The organism is Ruegeria sp. D4 (assembly GCF_056534475.1).
Genome location: NZ_JBQFPJ010000006.1, coordinates 81,085 through 98,717, shown reverse-complemented (window position 1 = coordinate 98,717; position 17,633 = coordinate 81,085). Strand labels below are relative to the sequence as shown.

Annotated in this window: 18 protein-coding genes; 7 read left to right on the top strand and 11 right to left on the bottom strand. The window is 56.8% G+C overall.

The window, feature by feature from the left end:
- Positions 1-6: 6 nt before the first annotated feature.
- The 3 genes from ACR0MI_RS10840 to ACR0MI_RS10830 form a co-directional block, all read right to left on the bottom strand.
- A complete protein-coding gene (locus ACR0MI_RS10840; RefSeq protein WP_170614819.1) occupies positions 7-1,095 on the bottom strand; it encodes a 4-oxalomesaconate tautomerase in 1,089 nt (362 codons plus the stop codon).
- An 8-nt stretch (positions 1,096-1,103) separates the two neighbouring features.
- Positions 1,104-3,134, bottom strand: a complete 2,031-nt coding sequence (locus ACR0MI_RS10835) for a tripartite tricarboxylate transporter permease (RefSeq protein WP_480854351.1) — start codon at positions 3,132-3,134, stop codon at positions 1,104-1,106.
- A gap of 81 nt (positions 3,135-3,215) precedes the next feature.
- Positions 3,216-4,304 (bottom strand): type 2 periplasmic-binding domain-containing protein, encoded by a 1,089-nt coding sequence (locus ACR0MI_RS10830; protein ID WP_170815755.1) that lies wholly within the window; start codon positions 4,302-4,304, stop codon positions 3,216-3,218.
- 139 nt (positions 4,305-4,443) lie between these two features.
- On the opposite strand from ACR0MI_RS10830, the gene ACR0MI_RS10825 reads away from it, so the two are divergent.
- Positions 4,444-5,112, top strand: a complete 669-nt coding sequence (locus ACR0MI_RS10825) for a response regulator transcription factor (protein WP_170614822.1) — start codon at positions 4,444-4,446, stop codon at positions 5,110-5,112.
- Positions 5,109-6,476, top strand: a complete 1,368-nt coding sequence (locus tag ACR0MI_RS10820) for a sensor histidine kinase (protein WP_480536208.1) — start codon at positions 5,109-5,111, stop codon at positions 6,474-6,476. Before ACR0MI_RS10825 ends, ACR0MI_RS10820 begins: the two co-directional genes overlap by 4 nt.
- 184 nt (positions 6,477-6,660) lie before the next feature.
- Here ACR0MI_RS10820 and ACR0MI_RS10815 read toward each other — a convergent pair whose 3' ends face one another.
- The gene (locus ACR0MI_RS10815; RefSeq protein WP_170614823.1) at positions 6,661-7,506 is read right to left on the bottom strand and encodes a LysR family transcriptional regulator; all 846 of its coding nucleotides are present in this window, start codon (positions 7,504-7,506) and stop codon (positions 6,661-6,663) included.
- Between the two features lie 86 nt (positions 7,507-7,592).
- Here ACR0MI_RS10815 and ACR0MI_RS10810 point away from each other — a divergent pair, with 86 nt between their 5' ends.
- From ACR0MI_RS10810 to ACR0MI_RS10800, 3 genes are all read left to right on the top strand, one after another.
- Entirely contained in the window at positions 7,593-8,060 is a 468-nt protein-coding gene (locus tag ACR0MI_RS10810; RefSeq protein ID WP_170614824.1) for a cytochrome c, read from the top strand.
- A 13-nt stretch (positions 8,061-8,073) separates the two neighbouring features.
- Entirely contained in the window at positions 8,074-8,982 is a 909-nt protein-coding gene (locus tag ACR0MI_RS10805; protein ID WP_170614825.1) for a c-type cytochrome, read from the top strand.
- A 206-nt stretch (positions 8,983-9,188) separates the two neighbouring features.
- Positions 9,189-9,986: a hypothetical protein gene (locus ACR0MI_RS10800; protein ID WP_480442190.1), complete on the top strand. Its 798-nt coding sequence runs from the start codon at positions 9,189-9,191 to the stop codon at positions 9,984-9,986.
- A 75-nt stretch (positions 9,987-10,061) separates the two neighbouring features.
- Here the strand turns inward: ACR0MI_RS10800 and ACR0MI_RS10795 are convergent, their stop codons facing one another.
- The 3 genes from ACR0MI_RS10795 to ACR0MI_RS10785 form a co-directional block, all read right to left on the bottom strand.
- Entirely contained in the window at positions 10,062-10,709 is a 648-nt protein-coding gene (locus ACR0MI_RS10795; protein ID WP_170614826.1) for a response regulator transcription factor, read from the bottom strand.
- Positions 10,706-12,031, bottom strand: coding sequence for a sensor histidine kinase (locus ACR0MI_RS10790; RefSeq protein ID WP_170817167.1), 1,326 nt, complete (start codon positions 12,029-12,031; stop codon positions 10,706-10,708). Before ACR0MI_RS10790 ends, ACR0MI_RS10795 begins: the two co-directional genes overlap by 4 nt.
- Before the next feature lie 180 nt (positions 12,032-12,211).
- Positions 12,212-12,610, bottom strand: a complete 399-nt coding sequence (locus tag ACR0MI_RS10785; protein ID WP_170614828.1) for a MerR family transcriptional regulator — start codon at positions 12,608-12,610, stop codon at positions 12,212-12,214.
- A 98-nt stretch (positions 12,611-12,708) separates the two neighbouring features.
- Between ACR0MI_RS10785 and ACR0MI_RS10780 the strand changes: the two genes are divergently transcribed.
- Positions 12,709-13,032: a PQQ-binding-like beta-propeller repeat protein gene (locus tag ACR0MI_RS10780; protein WP_170614829.1), complete on the top strand. Its 324-nt coding sequence runs from the start codon at positions 12,709-12,711 to the stop codon at positions 13,030-13,032.
- Between the two features lie 4 nt (positions 13,033-13,036).
- Positions 13,037-13,255: a GDCCVxC domain-containing (seleno)protein gene (locus tag ACR0MI_RS10775; protein ID WP_480442187.1), complete on the top strand. Its 219-nt coding sequence runs from the start codon at positions 13,037-13,039 to the stop codon at positions 13,253-13,255.
- Between the two features lie 69 nt (positions 13,256-13,324).
- Here the strand turns inward: ACR0MI_RS10775 and ACR0MI_RS10770 are convergent, their stop codons facing one another.
- The 4 genes from ACR0MI_RS10770 to ACR0MI_RS10755 form a co-directional block, all read right to left on the bottom strand.
- Positions 13,325-14,362 carry a glutathione S-transferase C-terminal domain-containing protein gene (locus ACR0MI_RS10770; RefSeq protein WP_170614830.1) on the bottom strand — a complete coding sequence of 346 codons (1,038 nt, stop codon included), beginning with the start codon at positions 14,360-14,362 and terminating at the stop codon, positions 13,325-13,327.
- Positions 14,363-14,372: 10 nt separating this feature from the next.
- A complete protein-coding gene (locus ACR0MI_RS10765) occupies positions 14,373-14,939 on the bottom strand; it encodes a hemerythrin domain-containing protein (RefSeq protein WP_170614831.1) in 567 nt (188 codons plus the stop codon).
- Between the two features lie 74 nt (positions 14,940-15,013).
- Positions 15,014-16,546 (bottom strand): glutamate synthase-related protein, encoded by a 1,533-nt coding sequence (locus tag ACR0MI_RS10760; protein ID WP_170614832.1) that lies wholly within the window; start codon positions 16,544-16,546, stop codon positions 15,014-15,016.
- Between the two features lie 3 nt (positions 16,547-16,549).
- Positions 16,550-17,530 carry a glutathione S-transferase family protein gene (locus ACR0MI_RS10755; RefSeq protein WP_170614833.1) on the bottom strand — a complete coding sequence of 327 codons (981 nt, stop codon included), beginning with the start codon at positions 17,528-17,530 and terminating at the stop codon, positions 16,550-16,552.
- Positions 17,531-17,633: the final 103 nt, after the last annotated feature.

Genomic DNA, 17,633 nt, shown 5'->3' with positions numbered 1-17,633 from the left:
ACCCGATCAACTCCCATCCCACACACTGCTAGGAACATAGACATGACCATCCGCCAGTTTGCGTGCGGTGCGCACCAATCCAGCTGAGTTCAGGGCAAATCCGCCCTCGTTGGAGAAATCCACAAGGACGTCGATCTTGCCCGAAGCGTGCTCCAATACCACCTCAGCCGGACTGGTTTCCATTTGTTCGACTAGCCCGGCTGCAACCGTTTCCGGCGTCAATGCACAGGAGGCCATGCATTGCGCGCCCGTAACGGCCATTGTTGGATGAGTCTTCCAGGGCATGAAGTACCTGACCGCGATCGTACCCCCATCTTTCGCAGGGGCCAAGATACCAAACTTGGGCGTCACGGATTTCGACACATCGCCCATTCCCATCCTCTGACCCGCTTCGATCCGAATGGCCTCCATCCGTTCAAAGAACGCGCGGTTTGCGTCCAGTTCTTCTGCGTTTTCATATCCGGTCAAACCAAAATCGGCAGCCCGGGCGATGGCCATCGGCATCGCGACATCCATGCAGGTCAGTTCGATCCCCTGGACCGTATCACGCAGGTTACCGGTGGGCAGGAACGCGCCGGTGGATGATCCGACGACCCCCATGAAACCAAGCTGTATCGGCGCTGCGGATCCCGGGACACCGGCTATTTCAACGGCGCCATCATAGGTCAGATGGCCCGCCGGCGTTTGCACCTTTGCCACCACCCGCGCCCCGGTATTGACGGCGCGGATGCGGATTTCGGTTTCACCACCTTTCGGCGTGATCAATCCCATCTCAATCGCCGCCGGGCCGACCCCGGACAGAATATTCCCGCAGGTAGGTTTGAAATCGATCAGCCTTTCTTCAACCGACACCTGGGCAAAGAAATAGTCGACATCCGCCCAGTCATCGTCGCTGGCCGACAGCATAGCGACCTTGGTCGTAACTGCCGCGCCGCCGCCTATGCCGTCGATATTCAGCGGGTGCCCGGCACCGAGGGCGGCAATCAGAACCTCGGCCAGCAAATCCAGATTCTCGGGCAGGTCAGAACGCCGGAAATACGGGCCGCGCGAGGTGCCGCCGCGCATGAAGACAAATGGGATCGCTGTCTGGGGCATCGCGCGGCTCATTTCAGCGGCCATGGCAGATCAAGCATGTCCTGCAGCAGACCAGGCGGAAAGTCGCGGTTCAGAGCGCCCGCCATAAAGCACATGAAGCCGACACCGCAGGCGGTCAGGATCAAAGCCATCGGCCAGCTTGACCCGGCGCGCACACGTAGGAACGCGATCAGAAAGCCGATCAGGGCAAGGATAAAGCCCACAACCCATGTTGCCGCGATCAGGCTGGCAAACCAGGCCAGTGTGGACCACAGACCGTGTGGGGCGCTGGCGTCCTCACCCGCTACTTCTTTGTCCGCGAAAATCGCATCCCCCTCGGGCCGACGCATCATCTGGAGCAAAAGGATCACGCAGCAGAACAGTGAAACGCTGCCGATCACCAGCGGGATGATCTTGTCGGTCATGTTGTAGTCGGGGATCATGTTGGCATTGACCAGTGTAAAGATCAGATAGGCCATGATCACCAGCAGGAAGACCAGCGGCGCGCGCTTGGTGCCCGCCTGAACATCGCCCTCGGCCATGATCATCTTGGCCTGTCGGATGCCCAGAATGACCGAAACGACTGTGACCACGATCAGGACGATCACAATGGGGCTGAAAACATACTCCATGCCCTCACCTAAGCTCTTGCGGAAGCGGAACGAGGCGATCTGGAAAGCCTGATTGGTGAATTTCTCAACCGGGTTCGAAAGCACGAAACCGATCAGGAAGGCCGGGCGCGACCAGTCGAAGCGGCGCAGGAAAATGCCGATCAGACCTATAACGAACAGGGCCAGCAGGTCTTCGAAATTCTGACCGGACTGAAAGGCCGCAAAGCTGATCAGCATGAACAGGAACGGTGCAAGATAGGTAAAGCGGATCGTGGTCAGCTTTGCGATCCCGCCCGAGGCCGCTATGCAGAGGATCGTCCCCACAACATTGGCCAACGCCAGCAGCCAGACGATCGAATAGGTGATGTCGAGATTGTCTTTGAGCATGCTCGGACCGACCTCGATATCGCCGGATCCCAGCAGAGCAACCGCGCCGATGAAGATCGCCATGGAGCCGGAACCCGGAATACCGAACAACAAGGTCGGAACCAGACCGCCGCCCTCTTTTGCATTGTTCGAGCTTTCCGGGCCTATGACCCCGCGCACTTCGCCCTTGCCGAAGTTGCTTTTGTCCGGCGTCGATTGCACCGAATGACCATAGGCGATCCAGTCAACGACCGACCCTCCCAAACCGGGGATGATGCCGACAACCACACCGATGATCGAACAGCGGATCGACAGCCAGATATTGGCGAACCAATCCTTGACACCGTCCAGCCATCCGGCACCCAGCGAAGCCCCTTCGGCAATCGATCGGTCCTGCCGCAAGAGCGAGACAATCTCGGGTACCGCAAAGATACCCAAGCCGACGATGACCAGTTTCAGACCGTCGGTCAGATACGGGATGTCATAAGTCGCCATGCGCAGAGACCCGCCCGCGTCGGCCTCACCAATAGTTCCGACCATCAGGCCAAGTCCGGCCGCAGCAACGCCCTTTAGCGGTATGCGACCGGCCAGAATGGCAACCATAGACAGGCCGAGGATGGTAATCATCAACATTTCGGGCAGGCCAAAAGCCAGAACGATCGGTCGTGCAACCAGAATGAACATGGTCAGGAAGGTCGCCCCGACCAGACCACCAAACAGGGACGAGGCAAAGGCGGCGGAAAGCGCCCGCGCCGCTTCGCCCTTCTTGGCCATCGGAAAGCCATCGAGCACCGTCGCCTGAGATGCGGAACTGCCGGGTATTCCCATCAGAACCGACGCAAAAGTGTCAGATGTCGGGACAACGGCGACCATCCCTATCATCAGCGCCAAACCCAGGATCGGGTCCATTCCGAACATGAAAGGCAACAGCAGCGACAGCCCGGCGATTCCGCCAAGTCCCGGGAACACCCCAACGGCCAATCCCATGACGACGCCAAGCACCAGATAGCCCAGAACGATGGGTTGCAGGATCAGACCCCACGCGTCACCAAGCGCAGGAAGAGCGGTGGCGAAAACCTCCATAGCGGCCGCCTTTCATATGATTTTGATGGAACTCAGAAAGCGCGCGCCTCGTAGTGAGGGCGCGCGCTGAATTGGGCCGGCTTAGTTGAGCTCGACGCCGTAGGCTTCCTTGAGCCAGTTCAGGACATATTGCTTGGCGTTGTCGTCAACGCTTGTCGCGGTTTGCAGGGCCGCTTTTGAGCCGTCACCAACAAACACCGGGTATTTGCCAACGCGTTTCGAGGAGATTTCCGCGAAGTCGCCGCGCTCGGTCACAGCCTTAAAGGCCGCAGTATATGCGTCGACAACGTCCTGAGGTGTATCACCGGGCAAAAACGCAAGCTTCTGAACCGGAAAACCGGCTACAAAGAAGGCTTTCCAGGCATCCCATGCCTCGCCGCTGGTTTCGCATCCTTCGGTTGCTTCGCAGACCTCCTTGAAGGTCGGCATGTCCGGGAAAGTCGGGTCACGCACGATGTTGCCATCCGCATCCAGGGCACCCCATGTCATCATCGGCACGGCCTGACCGGATTCGACCAACGGGCCCGAGCCACCCAGATAGCCGGACGATGTCTGGTAGTCGATATTGGCCTCGCCACGTTCAAACATCAGGCGACCGTCACCGCGACCCTTGATGCCAAAGACAGGCTCAACATTCATGCCCAGCATCTGCCATGCCAGCAGCGGCACCAGGTCCAGCCGGGTGGCGCCCTGCGATCCGTAGATGAAGTTGATATCTTTCAGCGCATTGGCGGAACCGTCAAACTTGGCGCCATCTTCAGCGTTCAGATAGGCAACACCACCGGTTCCCGACGCCATGACCGGAATCCAATCATTGTATTCATAGCGCACGCGCGGATCGCTCAGCAGATAAGGAAACTGCGTCGATCCCGACGTACCGAACAGCAGCGTGCCGTCATTATGCTTTTGCTCCTGAAACCAATTCGCGCCCTTGGTCGACCCTGCGCCCGGCATGAATTTTACAACCACAGTCGGCTGACCCGGCAGCGCCTCGGACAGAAGCGGAGCGAAAAAGTTGGCCCATTTAGCCGAACCGCCCGTTTCCGAAAACGGTATAACCCATTCAATGGTCTTGCCCGAGAAATCGACCTCGGCAGTGGCGGGTACCGCGATGCCGGCAGCGGCGATCAGCCCCACGACGGCGCGACGGGTAAAGCTGGAAATGGTCATTGGTTCCTCCCTGTTGACCAGACAACCACGCCAACGGCTCTCGCGCCACCGTGATTGCAAATAGAACTGCGGGGTTGATTCCCCCTCCCATCTGGCAATCATGAGGGGCCAACCTTGCGCGAAACTTGCAGGAGACCCGATGCGGATCGTCATTGTCGAGGACAACGAAACGCTGGCCAACGCCATTGCCTACCGGCTGCGCGATCGTGGTCACGCGGCAGATATTCTGACCGACGGCGACGCAGCCGACCTTTTCCTTGAGCAGGAGGGCGCAGATTTGGTGGTACTGGACATCAATCTGCCGGGGCAGTCCGGGCTGGAAATCCTGCGAACCCTTCGCAACCGAGGCGATGGCGTGCCGGTCATACTGCTGACGGCGCGTTCCGAAACCAGCGACCGCGTGTCTGGCCTGGACATGGGGGCTGACGATTATCTGGTGAAGCCGTTTGAAATGGACGAACTGGAGGCCCGAATCCGGGCATTGTCACGCCGCAAGCAGCTTGACTATGGCGCGAAAGAGACCATCGGAGGCCTGGAATTCGATCGTGCCGCAAGACAAGCCAGTGCGCGGGGAGAGGTATTGGACATTCCGCGCAGGGAATTGGCGGTTCTGGAATGCCTGCTGGAACGACGCGGCAGAATTGTCCCCAAAAGCCAGCTGAACGACTACGTTTATGGTGTCGGTGCAGATGTCGAGGATTCGGCGGTTGAACCCCACGTGTCGCGCCTGCGCAAGCGGCTTCAGCCATTGGGGATAAGGATCAAGACTGCCCGTGGCCTTGGGTATCTGCTTGAGGTGCAACAGTGATTGGGCACGGATCGCTCAGGCTGCGATTGTTTCTTCTGATCCTGACACCTCTGGTCTTGCTTGCCGTTCTGCTTGGGTTCTGGCGCTTTACGGTCGCCCAGAAAACGGCCCAGGAATTGTTTGATGACAGCCTGCTGTCTGCCGGTCTCGCAATCTCGCGCGATGTCGCCATTTCAGGGGGGGACGCTTTGCTCCCCTCAACGCGCAGCATGATCCGCGACTCGTCGGGCGGAGAGGTTTTCTATCACGTGACAGGGCCCGGCGGCATTTACGTTACGGGTTATGCCTATCCGCCGACCTCAACCGACGCAGGCGATCAGGATCCTTATGAACCATTTTTCTTCGAAGCTGTTTATCGCGATGAACCGGTCCGCGTCCTGCGGATGACGGAACGCGTCACTTTGGAGAACCTCGCTGGTGACGCAACTGTTACGGTCTGGCAGCTCATGGCCGACCGCAACGCCTTTGCCAATCAGCTGTCGATCCGGGCCGGGATACTCATGGGTATCCTGCTCGCCACTCTGGCAATCGTCGTCTGGTTCGGTGTGGCGCGCGGTCTGCGGCCCTTGCTGGATTTGCAGGACGCAATCGACCTGCGATCGCCGGATGACCTAAGTGAAATCAAACGCCCCGTTCCAGTCGAAGTGCTGGGTGTCGTCAAAACCCTGAACCGGCTTTTTGGTCAGGTTGAACGCAGCATCAACGCCCATCAGACATTCATTTCCGAAGCCGCGCATCAGCTAAGGAACCCAGCAGCTGCGGTCCAGTCCATGGCCGAGGCCCTGCGGGATGCAAAAACGGAGGACGACAAGGAACAGCGCATTCAGGAACTCATGACCGCTGCCAAAAACTCGGCCACTGTGGCCGAACAGTTGCTGTCCCTCGAAAGGCTCCGATATCCAGCACATCTGGAACAGATAGGAGAATTCGACCTTCGTTCGGTTGTCGAGGAGGCCTGCGCAGAAATGGGTGTCCACATCCTGGCGAAGGGGATCGAATTCGAAGTTGCCATGCCGGATACAGCCGTAATGGTTTCGGGCGATCAGGTTTTTCTGAACGAGGCTGTCAAAAACCTTCTGGACAACGCGCTGAAGCACGGCGGCGGTCTTCTCAGCCGGATTTCGGTTACGCTGCACCGCGATGACAAGGTCGTGAAGCTGACTGTGGCCGATGACGGAAAAGGCCTAGACCCCGACCACAGCGAGGCAGCTTTTGGGCGATTTTCACAACTGGAGCACTCCGAAGGCAGCGGGCTGGGCCTGTCCATCGTTGCCGCCGTCGCACAGCGTCACGGTGGGCAGGTTTCAATCAACAAAGCCGCGCGTGGCGCAAGCCTAACGCTCGAGCTTCCTTGTGTTCCGTAAACTCTGACCGGGTTTCAACGTTGCCCACCCTTCCCATCTAACTGGTCCATTTCATCACCGGACATGGTTCTATCGAGATGATAATTTCAGACACAGGCGCGCGTTGGCCCCGCGTAAACGCGGTGGTTCTATGTATGGCTGTTCTGCCGAATAGATGGCCGCAGTACTTCTTTTCGGTATGATGTCAACGTGCCAGTGCTTTGGGTAACCGTCCAGCCAAAGCCCGCTGAACAACGGCAAACCTCGGGGTGTGCGCGATTTCCTCAAGTGTCGCGACCCAGAGCGGAACCTCAAAATCCGGAACCGCGTCGTCCGACCTGCGAAGCCGGGCGTCCGCGTCGCCAATGAATGTGGGCAGAAAGGTCTTGCCCACGCCCGAAGCCGCCATCTGCTGGAGGACCAGAAAACTGTCTGCTCCGTTGGTCATATCGTCAGCATTCACGTGTTCCGCCATCCATTTAGCCGGGAGCGAGCGGCTTAATGCGCCATCAAGCCTCATCCATTTTAGATCTGGGCAACCATCATCGTAAACTCCGAACGACAATGTACCCGAGCGTTCCCCAACCAGACCTTCCCCAAGCTGAACCGACGGCCGTACTGCGATATCTGCGGTCAGCCGGGGCAGATCATGGTGGCTGTTTCCACTCAACAAAGTCAGTTCCAAGCCGGGATACAGCATTGAAATCTCGGTCAATATTTGTGGAAGCACAAGCTGGCAAAGACTGTCAGTGGAAGCAATGCGCACGCGACCGACAGGGGACCGGTTTGCGCCCACAATTGCCCGCTCCACCGAAAGGACCGCGTCTTCAACGCCTTCCATGGCAGAAAGAACTGCTCGGGCCTCGGGGAGCGCGCAATATCCCGACGGGCTTTTCTGAAAGATAGTGCAGCCATTTCGCTGTTCGAACGCGGCCACTCTGCGCAGGACCGTTGCATGTGTGACACCCAAGGCAGACGCCGCTGCATTCAACGATCCGTATTTGGAGACGGCAAGCGCGTATCGGATATCATCCCAATTGTCGTTGTTCATAAATTAACAGGGGACGACGAATAACAAACAATTACAAGAAAATTCGTTCAAGCTAACATTCGGTGTATTGAACAGGGAGAAATACCATGAAGAAGAAAATTACGATTTTCGCGGCAGGTCTTTTGTCGGTAGCCGCAATAGGAACAGCCATCGCCCAGGAAAGTCAGAACCCGGCTGTAAAAGCTCGGACCTCAATCATGAAGCTTTATGCCTTTAATCTGGAAACACTCGGCGGAATGATAAAGGGAGAGGTAGAATACGATGCCGAGGCGGCAACTCGGGCTGCCAACAATATTGTCGTTCTGACGCAGATCGATCAATCCGCAATGTGGCCGGCTGGTTCCGACAATGCGTCCGACCCCGCCACCCGTGCCCTGCCCGCCATCTGGGAAAACTTTCCCGACGTCGGAGCCAAAGGGCAAGCGATGGCTGAAGCCGCCGTTGCGATGCAGGCTGCGGCAGGACAAGATGTGGAAGCCGTGAAAGCGGCGATGGGACAATTGGGCGGAGCCTGTACGGCATGTCACAAGGCATACAGAGCGCCAGAAAACTGATGAGGCACTGAAGGTGCGGCGTTTCTTTCGATTGGCCGCTGGTGTCGTAATTTTGGTCGGGTTGGCCGGTGTTCTGCTGACCCGACCGCAAAGAGTGAATCCGGCGCAACTGAATGATGTCACCGCCGATCTCGTCAGAGGTGAGGCTGTTTTCTATGCAGGCGGGTGTGCGTCCTGCCACTCACCACCAGATGCCACCGGAGAGGAGAAGCTTAAACTCGCCGGAGGGCGTCGGTTTGAAACGGGTTTTGGCACATTCATAGCCCCCAACATATCCAGTGATCGGGAAGCCGGAATTGGCTCATGGTCTGCGCTGGATCTGGCCAACGCCCTGCTTCATGGCACGGGTCCCGAGGGGCAACATTATTACCCGGCTTTTCCTTATACGTCTTATGCCAACATGACCTTGGAGGATGTTGCGTCTCTCCATGCCTTCCTCGGCACCCTGCCAGCGGTGGCCACGGAAAGTGACGCGCATGAGGTCGGCTTTCCTTTCAACATTCGACGCGGGCTGGGGGGATGGAAGCTATTGTACCTGCAGCCAGGCTGGGTGGTTGAAGGCGATCTGACGGACCAACAAGCCCGAGGCCGATATCTGGTCGAGGCGTTGGGACACTGCGCTGAATGCCACACACCGCGAAATGCCTTCGGTGGTCTGCAACGTGATCTGTGGCTGGCAGGCGCGCCAAATCCAAGCGGGAAAGGTCGCTTCCCCGGCCTGACCGCCGACCAGCTTGATTGGTCTGAAGCTGACATAGCGGAATACCTGAGATCCGGTTTCACACCGGACTATGACAGCGCGGGTGGTGAAATGGCGGAAGTCATCGAGAACACATCACAGCTTACAGATGACGACCGCTTGGCGATTGCCGCCTATCTCAAAGCCGTTTCCCTGCCGTCCGCTGCGCCTGTGCCGGAGTAACTGCCGTTCGAGGAAATGGGTCTTTGGTATCGGGAAACCGCCCCTGTGATGCGCCCCGAAACTGACGGTGGTTCAAAAGGCCACAGGATCTTAGCTAAGACGTTCGGCTTGAAATTCGTCAGACCTAAGCCCGATGTGGGAAGGCCCGACCAAGGGTAGCCTGTCTTCAGTATCAAAAATCGCGTCAAACGGCAATGGAGGCGGAAATGAAAGCCCGGAAAAAGTTAGGTCAACTTCTAAGCACAGTGGCATTGGCTTCGTTGATTGCTGCGACGCCCTACGTGCCAAAGTTTGACGCAGACGGTCGCCTTCAGTTTGAACCGGTCTACGCGTTCGCCAAAAGCGGCAAGGGCAAAGACGGGGATGATCGCGACGATGACCGGGACGACAACTCGGGATCGGGAAATAGCGGCCGTGGCGGTGACCGCGACAATGACAGGGATGACGATCGAGACGACGACCGGGATGATGATCGTGACGACAATTCAGGATCGGGCAAAGGCGGTCGTGATGTTGACGACGACGATGATGACTCAAAGCGCTCCAACAGGGGCAGCGGTAAAAAGGATCGGTCTCAGACCGGTGGCAGACCAACTGGTTCGGCCGGGATAACGAAGGTTGAGACAAATGCGAGCGGCATCGAAGTTCGTTACGCCGACGGAACCAAGGAAGAGATCGAAAACGGCCGCTATGAAAGAAAGAATGCGCAGAACCGAACCGTCGAGGAACGTCCCGCGACTGGTGCTGACGTCTCACGGCTGCGGTCTTTGGCGAACGGCATCTCTATCAACAACGTACGCTCAAGTGGCCAAGGCGGCGCATCTGGCAGCCGCCCCACGAAAATTGAACGCCAAGGCGACAACATCGAAGTGAACTACGCCAATGGGTGGAAAGAAGAGATCGAGTTTGGGCGCTATGAACTGAAAGATCCGTTCAACCGGACTGTTGTTGAAAGAAACGCAACCGCCTCGGATCGACGCAGATTGCAGGCAATCGCAAATTAAACGGCGCTCCTGGCAGAAGTACCCCAGGCGGTCTCTCATAAGCAGAGACCGCCTTTATCATCGAAGACACCGCGACTAGTCTCCTTTGTTCCAAGCATCGTGCGCTATCAAAGCGGCCTCCACCCGATTTCTCGCATGAAGTTTGGACAGGATCGCCGTCATGTAGTGCTTCACGGTTTTCTCCTGAAGACCCAGCGCTACGGCGATTTCCCTGTTGCTCAACCCCTTGGCCACATGGCGCAGGATTTCCTCCTCGCGATGCGTGAGATCATTCAGGATGTCTCTGTTTTTGCGGGCACCGTTTTCGCTGTTGATCTTAAGCAGCACGCGTGAAGCAAGACCCGGCGAGACAAACCCTTCGCCCGCAGCAATGCTGCGCAGAGAAGCTGTCAGTTCGCTCGCTGTCACGCCCTTGACAATGTACCCTATGGCGCCGGCTTCCAGTGCATCCGCAACGTCACTGCTGTTTTCCGAGACCGTCAGGATCGCAATGAAGGGTGGGTTTGTCATTGCCGCAATCTTGCGTGTCGCGCTTATCCCGCCTCCCGGCATCGAGAGGTCAAGAATGGCGATGTCTGGCTGATGCGTTCCGACGAGCGCTATCGCCTCTTCCGCACTTGAACCGGCGGCGAGAACCTCGAACCCGTCGGCCTCATCCAAAGTACGCTGCAGGCCGTCCCTGAAAATCGGATGATCATCCGCTATAACGACAGATGTGGTCATAATGCACTCATCTTTCTGGGAAATAATGTCATTGCTATTATGGTGCCGTTGCCGGGGCGCGACGAAACACTGAACCTGCCACCAATGCTCTCGACCCGATCTCGCAAGCCCAATAATCCCTGCCCACCATCGTCGCGCAAAACGGTTTCGTCCGAAGTGTCAAACCCGGGTCCGTCGTCGCTGACCTGAATGACGATGCGGTCACTTTGCACTTCACTGGTGACCGTGCATCGGGAATCCGGGGCATATCTTGCTGCATTGGAGAGTGTTTCCTGCAAAAACCGAAAAACACACAACTTGTCGGACAGTGACAATTCCGGCGACTGGCGCCCTTGAAACGAAATCTCCGGCCGCAACGGGCTGTGTTCCGAGTGATCTTCTACAGCCCTCTTCACGACATCAATGAGCGTAAGGTTGTCGATGTCCGGAGCCGACAACCCCCGCGACAATGCACGAATTTCTGTAAGGGACTTCTGCAAAGACTGATGAATTTCTTCAGCCTCTTTGGGCCTTGCAGACCCTTCCGGAAACGCTGCCTCCAATCGAAGGGCGGCCAAGGACAGGTACTGAGCGGGACCATCATGCAGTTCGGCACCAAGCTTCTTGAGAAACCGATCCGTTTGCGTGGCGTATCTTTCCGACGCTTCGACGACACGCGACCGCAACTGGGCGTTCTGCTCGGCCATCTGTTCGCTTTCTGCAAGGCGCTTTTCCAGAAGACGCCCCTGTCGCTGAATTGTGTTGTCGCCAATTGCAACAATCGAAAACAACACGATCGTGCTGGCCACAAATGCCGAGCCGACAACCAACCAGCTTGTTCTTCTTGCCTTGGCAAGGTCCAGTTCCAGTTGATCAGCCCTTTCGTAGAACTCGGCAACCGCAATGATTTCACCGGACCAAAGCTCGCGAATGGGGCTGTACACTTCAAGCAAAGGTATCCCAAGGGCCGCTTCGGCGGCGCTTTCGGCATGATCAAGCTCTTCAAAAGAGCCGGAGATTTTTCCGCCCCAAGCTTGCTTCAGATCGTCGGTTGGACTGAATCGGCTGCCAATTATCGCAGTATCCGAGGCGTGGGCGATGACACCTCCTTGTTTCCAGAATTTGTAGGAGACAACGCGGTCGCGCATTGGCTGGGTCATGAATATCTCGTCCAGTGCCCGGCTTGCCTGCTCTGAAATTCGGTCGCCGTGCGCCAATTCCTGACTGAGGGGGGAAACGATGCTTTCCATATAAAGCGCGGCAGAGTTGGCGGAGTTCTGGACGACAGCATTCTGAATTCGATTTGACACCCAGACCCCGACTATCGCGGTAGCAGTGCCCATCACGGCAATACTGGCCGCAAGAAAAACTCGCGACAGCGACCAATTGCCAATTGTCAGGTCAGCTATTTTTCCTCTCATTGTGAAATCGACTATGAACTACAATCTCTTAACGCACCACAGACCTTGGTCTGACGTGAACTGTCGGCTACTCGAAACCCAGGTTCTGACCCAGAAGCCAAGTCAGGTGTCTTCCATCTTTCTCAGTCTTTGCAGCATCGGGCAGTGAACGTTGCCACTATCACAATTGGCTGTAAGCTCGCTCAAGGCGCGCTCCAGGCGATTGAGTTCATCAATCTTGCTACGAACACTGACAATGTGAGCCTCGGCTAATTCTTTGACTGATTGGCAGTCATCGGTACTTCCCTCTGACAGTTCCAAAAGCGCCTTGGCGTCTGAAAGCGGAAACCCCAGGTCACGGCACTTCTTCAGAAAGTGAAGTCTTCCGACATCGTTCGGTGAATAGAGGCGACGATTGTTCAGAGCTCGCGCGGGTCTTGGTACGATACCTTCGCGTTCGTAATAGCGGATGGTTTCTATTCCGACACCGCTTTGCCGGGAAGCCTCTCCTATCGCAATCATGTGAAGTGACCCTCTTGATCCTGTAGTCGCTACAGGAGTTATACAATCTGACAGTTGGTGCCTCAACTTGATCAAATTTAATACCCACGGAGTGAAAGATGAAGAAATACGTGATCCTAAGCTACCTTGGATCGGTTTCCGCTCTGGGCGTCGCAACATGCTGTGTTCTTCCAATGGCCGTGATGTTGCTGGGCTTTGGAGGCAGCTGGTTGGCGGTATTCGGAAAAATTGCTGCGGGAAGTTATTACGTTCTCGCCATCTCCACAGCACTGGTCGCGATTGCGTGGTTTCTATCTCATCGAAACAGGGCTTTGTGCCAGTTGAAATGGTGGCTAGTAGGAAGCTCGTTGATCACCGCACTGGCATGGGTCATCGTGTTCAAAGAGGCTCAGATCAACGACTATCTAATCATGAAGATGTGAGACAATGACGAAACAAACCGTGGTGCTCGACAGTACTCTGACTTGCCCTGAATGTGGGCACGTCGAAACCGAGAAAATGCCAACAGACTCCTGCCAGTGGTTCTATGAATGCAAGTCATGCAAGGCCGTTTTGAAGCCGCTGGAGGGCGATTGCTGTGTATTCTGCTCTTACGCGACGGTCCCATGTCCGCCAATCCAGTTGGGGGATGACTGCTGCAGTTAGTATCGCATATGGGGCGGCAACTTTGGGTCCGTCGATGTTGAAACGTTACATGCGCGCCCAAAATGAAGATCACTTCGCTTGGCGATGGTCCGCCAGTTCCGGATGTTTGTAGGCCTCGGGGTATGTCATTGGTTTCGAGGGGCCAAGGGGTACAACACCATTCCAGCTTCGACCAAAATACCCTTGGCGGCAGTGTTCAATTGAACCGCTGTTTTCCACGCCCGGCACGGAATGCGCGCGGCAAAGCCAGCGCCATAGGTTCCGGTAGTCAAGGATCTGGGCACCGTTGAGCTTCATACGCAGGTAATAGACCGGGTCGTGTCGATACAGCGTCGGAAACAGGCGAAGGTCTGCTTCGGTGAAATGATTGCCGGTCAGAAACATGCGACCGTCGCTGGCAAGGCGGGCGTCAAGCCGTGACAGAGTGTCAAAATAGGCGGTGAAAGCCGCCGCATATACGCTTTGATCAGACGAAAATCCGGCTTTGTAGGCACCGTTGTTGATATTGACGTAAATCAGCTCGTTCAGCTCGTCGATTTCTGTCCGAATGGCCGGATCATCCGGGTAAAGAACTGGCCGTTCATCATTGCCACGCGAACTGCCCAGTTCGACCGCATTGCGATCCAGCATGCGAATGATCTCGGCGCTTTCGTTATTGACGATGCGCTTTGACTTTTTGTCGTACAGGATTGGAACCGATTTTTCTTCAGAACTTTCTGCCAGATATATGTCGCGCACCAGCCTGAAACCCTGGCCAGTGCCGGTTTCGGCGGTGCATTCCGGAAGTGTTGTTCCAGTCAGCGAAGCCACGAGGTCAGGTGCGAATTGCCAGTGGTTCGGGCCTTCAGGGTCTTCTTCGTCTGTTCGGTTGGGAAACACCACATCCATCGAAATACTGCCCTGCAGGCCCAACACGTTGCGGGCCAGTGTAACCCGGTGGCACCACGGGCAGTTGAGCGCGACAAACAGGTGATACCTGCCCGGTTCTGCGGGAAAATCAGTATCGCCGATGGCATGCCGGAAACCGCTGACGCCGCGCACGAATTCCCCTCGGGCGCGGCGCAGTTCGGCATTTGACTGATCTTCCTGTTTAGAACGGTCCGTCATTGTTCAAGCTTCACCCTCTCAGACGGTGGTGCAGAATGATAGGCACCGCAAGCTCTTCTTCATCACTTAGATGGCGTTTCAGAAAGGCCTCGATCACTTCCGACGTGTCGCGCAGCGCTCCGACCTCTGAACGTGCCTGGGCCTCATCCAGATGGATCAGCTTGATCGCCCGATTGGCTGTTCGGGTGTATTGATCAAGGACCAGATCAAGATCTGCATGATCCTTTTCCAGTACCTCCAGGCCCGCATCAAAGCGGGGGTCCGCCGCAGAGAGTTCGGGGAAATAACTGCGATCTTCCCAGCCGTGATGGCCGTGCAGATTGCCGACAAGCGCGTTACCATAATAGGACAAACGGGCGGCGTACGCGTCGGGTGACACCGTTCGGTTCAGAAAATGCTCGGCATCGGTCCGAACCAATTCGGCAAGACGGCGAAACATCTGATGGGCGCCCAGCCAGTGCCGCGTTTTCTCTTTGAAGCCGGGATGGGAGTCCCAGCTGTCGCGCGGATATTTGTCGAGCAAGACCTGCATCTCGCCCGGCATGTTTTCGGTGCGGATATTGTGGTTATCAAGCATGAGCTTACTCCTTTCCGCAAGGATGTGTGGCCCAAATGTTCCGACCGTTAGACCCACGGCTGCACAGCCGCTGTCTATGTCCGCACACCGGCAAAGCGAATTCCGCTCAAATCCGAGACACTGCGTTTCCATGTCGTGATATCGCGCAGACTGAAATCGCTCAGCGATGGGTGACCGCAGGCTCTTGCCAATACTTGCATCAGTTCGACACTCGCACCGAAGTAGCGCGCAAGCCTCTCCGCGCTGACTTGTACATCCAACCTTTTCCGCAGCTCGTGTTTCTGCGTCGCTACGCCAACCGGGCAATTGTTGGAATTACACATGCGAGCCGCAATACAGCCAACGGCCTGCATGGCCGAATTGCTGACCGCAATTGCATCAGCGCCCAAAGCCATTGCCTTGGTGAAATCCTCGGCCACGCGCAGCCCGCCGGTGACAACCAGTGTAACTTCGTGGCCTGTTTTTTGATCCAGATGCGCCCGGGCACGTGCAAGCGCCGGGATCGTGGGTACCGAAATATGATCACGGAAAATCAGCGGAGCGGCGCCAGTGCCACCGCCCCGACCATCCAGAATGATGTAATCGGCGCTGGCCGCCAGCGCAAAGTCGATGTCGTCCTCGATGTGATTTGCGGACAATTTGAAGCCAATCGGAATACCGCCAGAGCGTTCCCGCACCTCATCCGCCAGTTTGCGGAAGTCTTCCGGGCTTTCCAGATCTGGGAAGGTCGCAGGCGAAATCGCGTTTTGGCCCGGCTCCAGCCCGCGCACCTCGGCAATTTTTCCCTGCACCTTTTCACCAGGCAGGTGGCCACCGGTCCCGGTTTTCGCGCCCTGTCCCCCTTTGAAATGGAAGGCTTGTACGCGTTCCACCAACTCCGGCCGCCATCCAAACCGGGCCGAGGCGAGTTCGTAGAAGTAGCGAGAGTTTTCCGCCTGCTCTTCCGGCAACATGCCACCCTCTCCGGAACAGATGCCGGTCCCGGCCAGTTCGGCGCCACGTGCCAATGCGGTCTTTGCCTCCTCAGACAGGGCCCCAAAGCTCATGTCGGAGACAAATAGCGGGATATCCAGTTTCAGCGGCTTGGTGGCCCGTGGGCCGATTGTGACCGAGGTCGATACCAAGGCGCCATCCAGCAGTGGCTTTCGCGCCATCTGCGCGGGCAGAATCTGGATGTCGTCCCAATGCGGCAAATCTTTGCGCGGCACGCCCATGGCGCCCATTTCCCCGTGGTGACCCAACTTGGAAAGGCCGTCCCTTGCCAGTTCATGAATGCGGGCAACCGTTGGCTCTTCGGGGGTCGGCGTCGCCTTGGGCACATCGCTCACCGGTTCGGGTGCCGGGTCGCCCTCGGACAGGTCACCCAGTCTGGTGTGGCTGCCGTCGCAGAACGGAGCATTGGCGCTGGCTTTACAGCGGCACAAAACAGCCGGGCCGTCCTTTTCTGCCATGAACTTCAGCGGGGCAATCCCGGTTCCGGTGTGGCTGCCGTCGCAGAAGGGCTGTTTTTGTGAGCGCCCGCACCGGCACCAGAAATAGGTTTTACCTTTCTCAAGCTCGACACGTTCCGGGGTCTTAGCGGCGATGATGGGTGGTGTGGTTGTCATGTCTTAATCCAATCTGTCGCGATCATGGGGTAAGGAGTAGTCGATACAGGGACCTATCGGGATGACCCGCGACGGGTTCACCGTTTCGTGACTGGCATAATAGTGGTCCTTGATATGCGCCATGTTGACGGTCGCTGCGACGCCGGGCTGTTGGTACAGATCCCGTACATATTCCGACAGATTAGGATAATCCGCGATCCGGCGGATATTGCATTTGAAATGACCCACATAAACCGGGTCAAAACGCACAAGCGTCGTGAACAGGCGCCAGTCTGGCTCGGTAGTCTTGTTTCCGGTCAGGTAACGCTGTTTGCCCAAACGCTCGTCCAGCCAGTCCAGGGTTTCGAACAATGGGACGACCGCCTCTTCATAGGCATCTTGCGTGGTGGCAAATCCCGCCTTGTAGACCCCGTTGTTCACGGTGTCGTAAATCCGGTCATTCAGGGCATCAATCTCGGGGCGCAGCTCCTTTGGATAGTAGTCCCCCGGCTTTGCTCCGATCCCGTCGAACGCCGTGTTGAACATCCGGATTATTTCGGGGGACTCGTTCGAAACAATGGTCTTGGTCTTTTTGTCCCAGAGAACCGGTACTGTCACCCGCCCGGAATAGTCCGGTTTTGCAGCGGTATAGACCTGGTCCAGAAAATCTGCGCCGTTGATTGTATCCGGCACGGCACCTGGACCTGGTCGAAATGTCCAACCGTTCTCTGCCATGTACCAATGCACGACCGAGATCGAGATCATTTTCTCCAGTCCCTTGAGTGTGCGAAAGATCAGCGTTCTGTGCGCCCAAGGACACGCCAGAGAAACATAGAGATGGTAACGCCCGGCTTCGGCCTTGAACCCGCCTTCGCCGCTTGGTCCGGGCGCGCCGTCTGCTGTGACCCAATTCCTGAACTGTGGTGCCCGCCGCACGAACCGACCTGCGGTATCCGAGGTGTTGTACCATTGATTTACCCAGCGTCCTTCCTGCAGAAGTCCCATGAGCTGTCCTTTCCAAGCCGCAAACCGTGCCACGTGTTAAGACGTGCCGCATCGTTTCGCTTCAGACTAACTGGTTCATTTTCTTCAACCCAGAGACTAATAT

What these genes read in the sequence shown, in the direction of transcription:
- ACR0MI_RS10840 (WP_170614819.1), bottom strand. Translation starts at nt 1,095, where the DNA reads ATGCCCCAGACAGCGATCCCATTTGTCTTCATGCGCGGCGGCACCTCG.
- ACR0MI_RS10835 (WP_480854351.1), bottom strand. Translation starts at nt 3,134, where the DNA reads ATGGAGGTTTTCGCCACCGCTCTTCCTGCGCTTGGTGACGCGTGGGGT.
- ACR0MI_RS10830 (WP_170815755.1), bottom strand. Translation starts at nt 4,304, where the DNA reads ATGACCATTTCCAGCTTTACCCGTCGCGCCGTCGTGGGGCTGATCGCC.
- ACR0MI_RS10825 (WP_170614822.1), top strand. Translation starts at nt 4,444, where the DNA reads ATGCGGATCGTCATTGTCGAGGACAACGAAACGCTGGCCAACGCCATT.
- ACR0MI_RS10815 (WP_170614823.1), bottom strand. Translation starts at nt 7,506, where the DNA reads ATGAACAACGACAATTGGGATGATATCCGATACGCGCTTGCCGTCTCC.
- ACR0MI_RS10810 (WP_170614824.1), top strand. Translation starts at nt 7,593, where the DNA reads ATGAAGAAGAAAATTACGATTTTCGCGGCAGGTCTTTTGTCGGTAGCC.
- ACR0MI_RS10800 (WP_480442190.1), top strand. Translation starts at nt 9,189, where the DNA reads ATGAAAGCCCGGAAAAAGTTAGGTCAACTTCTAAGCACAGTGGCATTG.
- ACR0MI_RS10795 (WP_170614826.1), bottom strand. Translation starts at nt 10,709, where the DNA reads ATGACCACATCTGTCGTTATAGCGGATGATCATCCGATTTTCAGGGAC.
- ACR0MI_RS10790 (WP_170817167.1), bottom strand. Translation starts at nt 12,031, where the DNA reads ATGGGCACTGCTACCGCGATAGTCGGGGTCTGGGTGTCAAATCGAATT.
- ACR0MI_RS10785 (WP_170614828.1), bottom strand. Translation starts at nt 12,610, where the DNA reads ATGATTGCGATAGGAGAGGCTTCCCGGCAAAGCGGTGTCGGAATAGAA.
- ACR0MI_RS10780 (WP_170614829.1), top strand. Translation starts at nt 12,709, where the DNA reads ATGAAGAAATACGTGATCCTAAGCTACCTTGGATCGGTTTCCGCTCTG.
- ACR0MI_RS10775 (WP_480442187.1), top strand. Translation starts at nt 13,037, where the DNA reads ATGACGAAACAAACCGTGGTGCTCGACAGTACTCTGACTTGCCCTGAA.
- ACR0MI_RS10770 (WP_170614830.1), bottom strand. Translation starts at nt 14,362, where the DNA reads ATGACGGACCGTTCTAAACAGGAAGATCAGTCAAATGCCGAACTGCGC.
- ACR0MI_RS10765 (WP_170614831.1), bottom strand. Translation starts at nt 14,939, where the DNA reads ATGCTTGATAACCACAATATCCGCACCGAAAACATGCCGGGCGAGATG.
- ACR0MI_RS10760 (WP_170614832.1), bottom strand. Translation starts at nt 16,546, where the DNA reads ATGACAACCACACCACCCATCATCGCCGCTAAGACCCCGGAACGTGTC.
- ACR0MI_RS10755 (WP_170614833.1), bottom strand. Translation starts at nt 17,530, where the DNA reads ATGGGACTTCTGCAGGAAGGACGCTGGGTAAATCAATGGTACAACACC.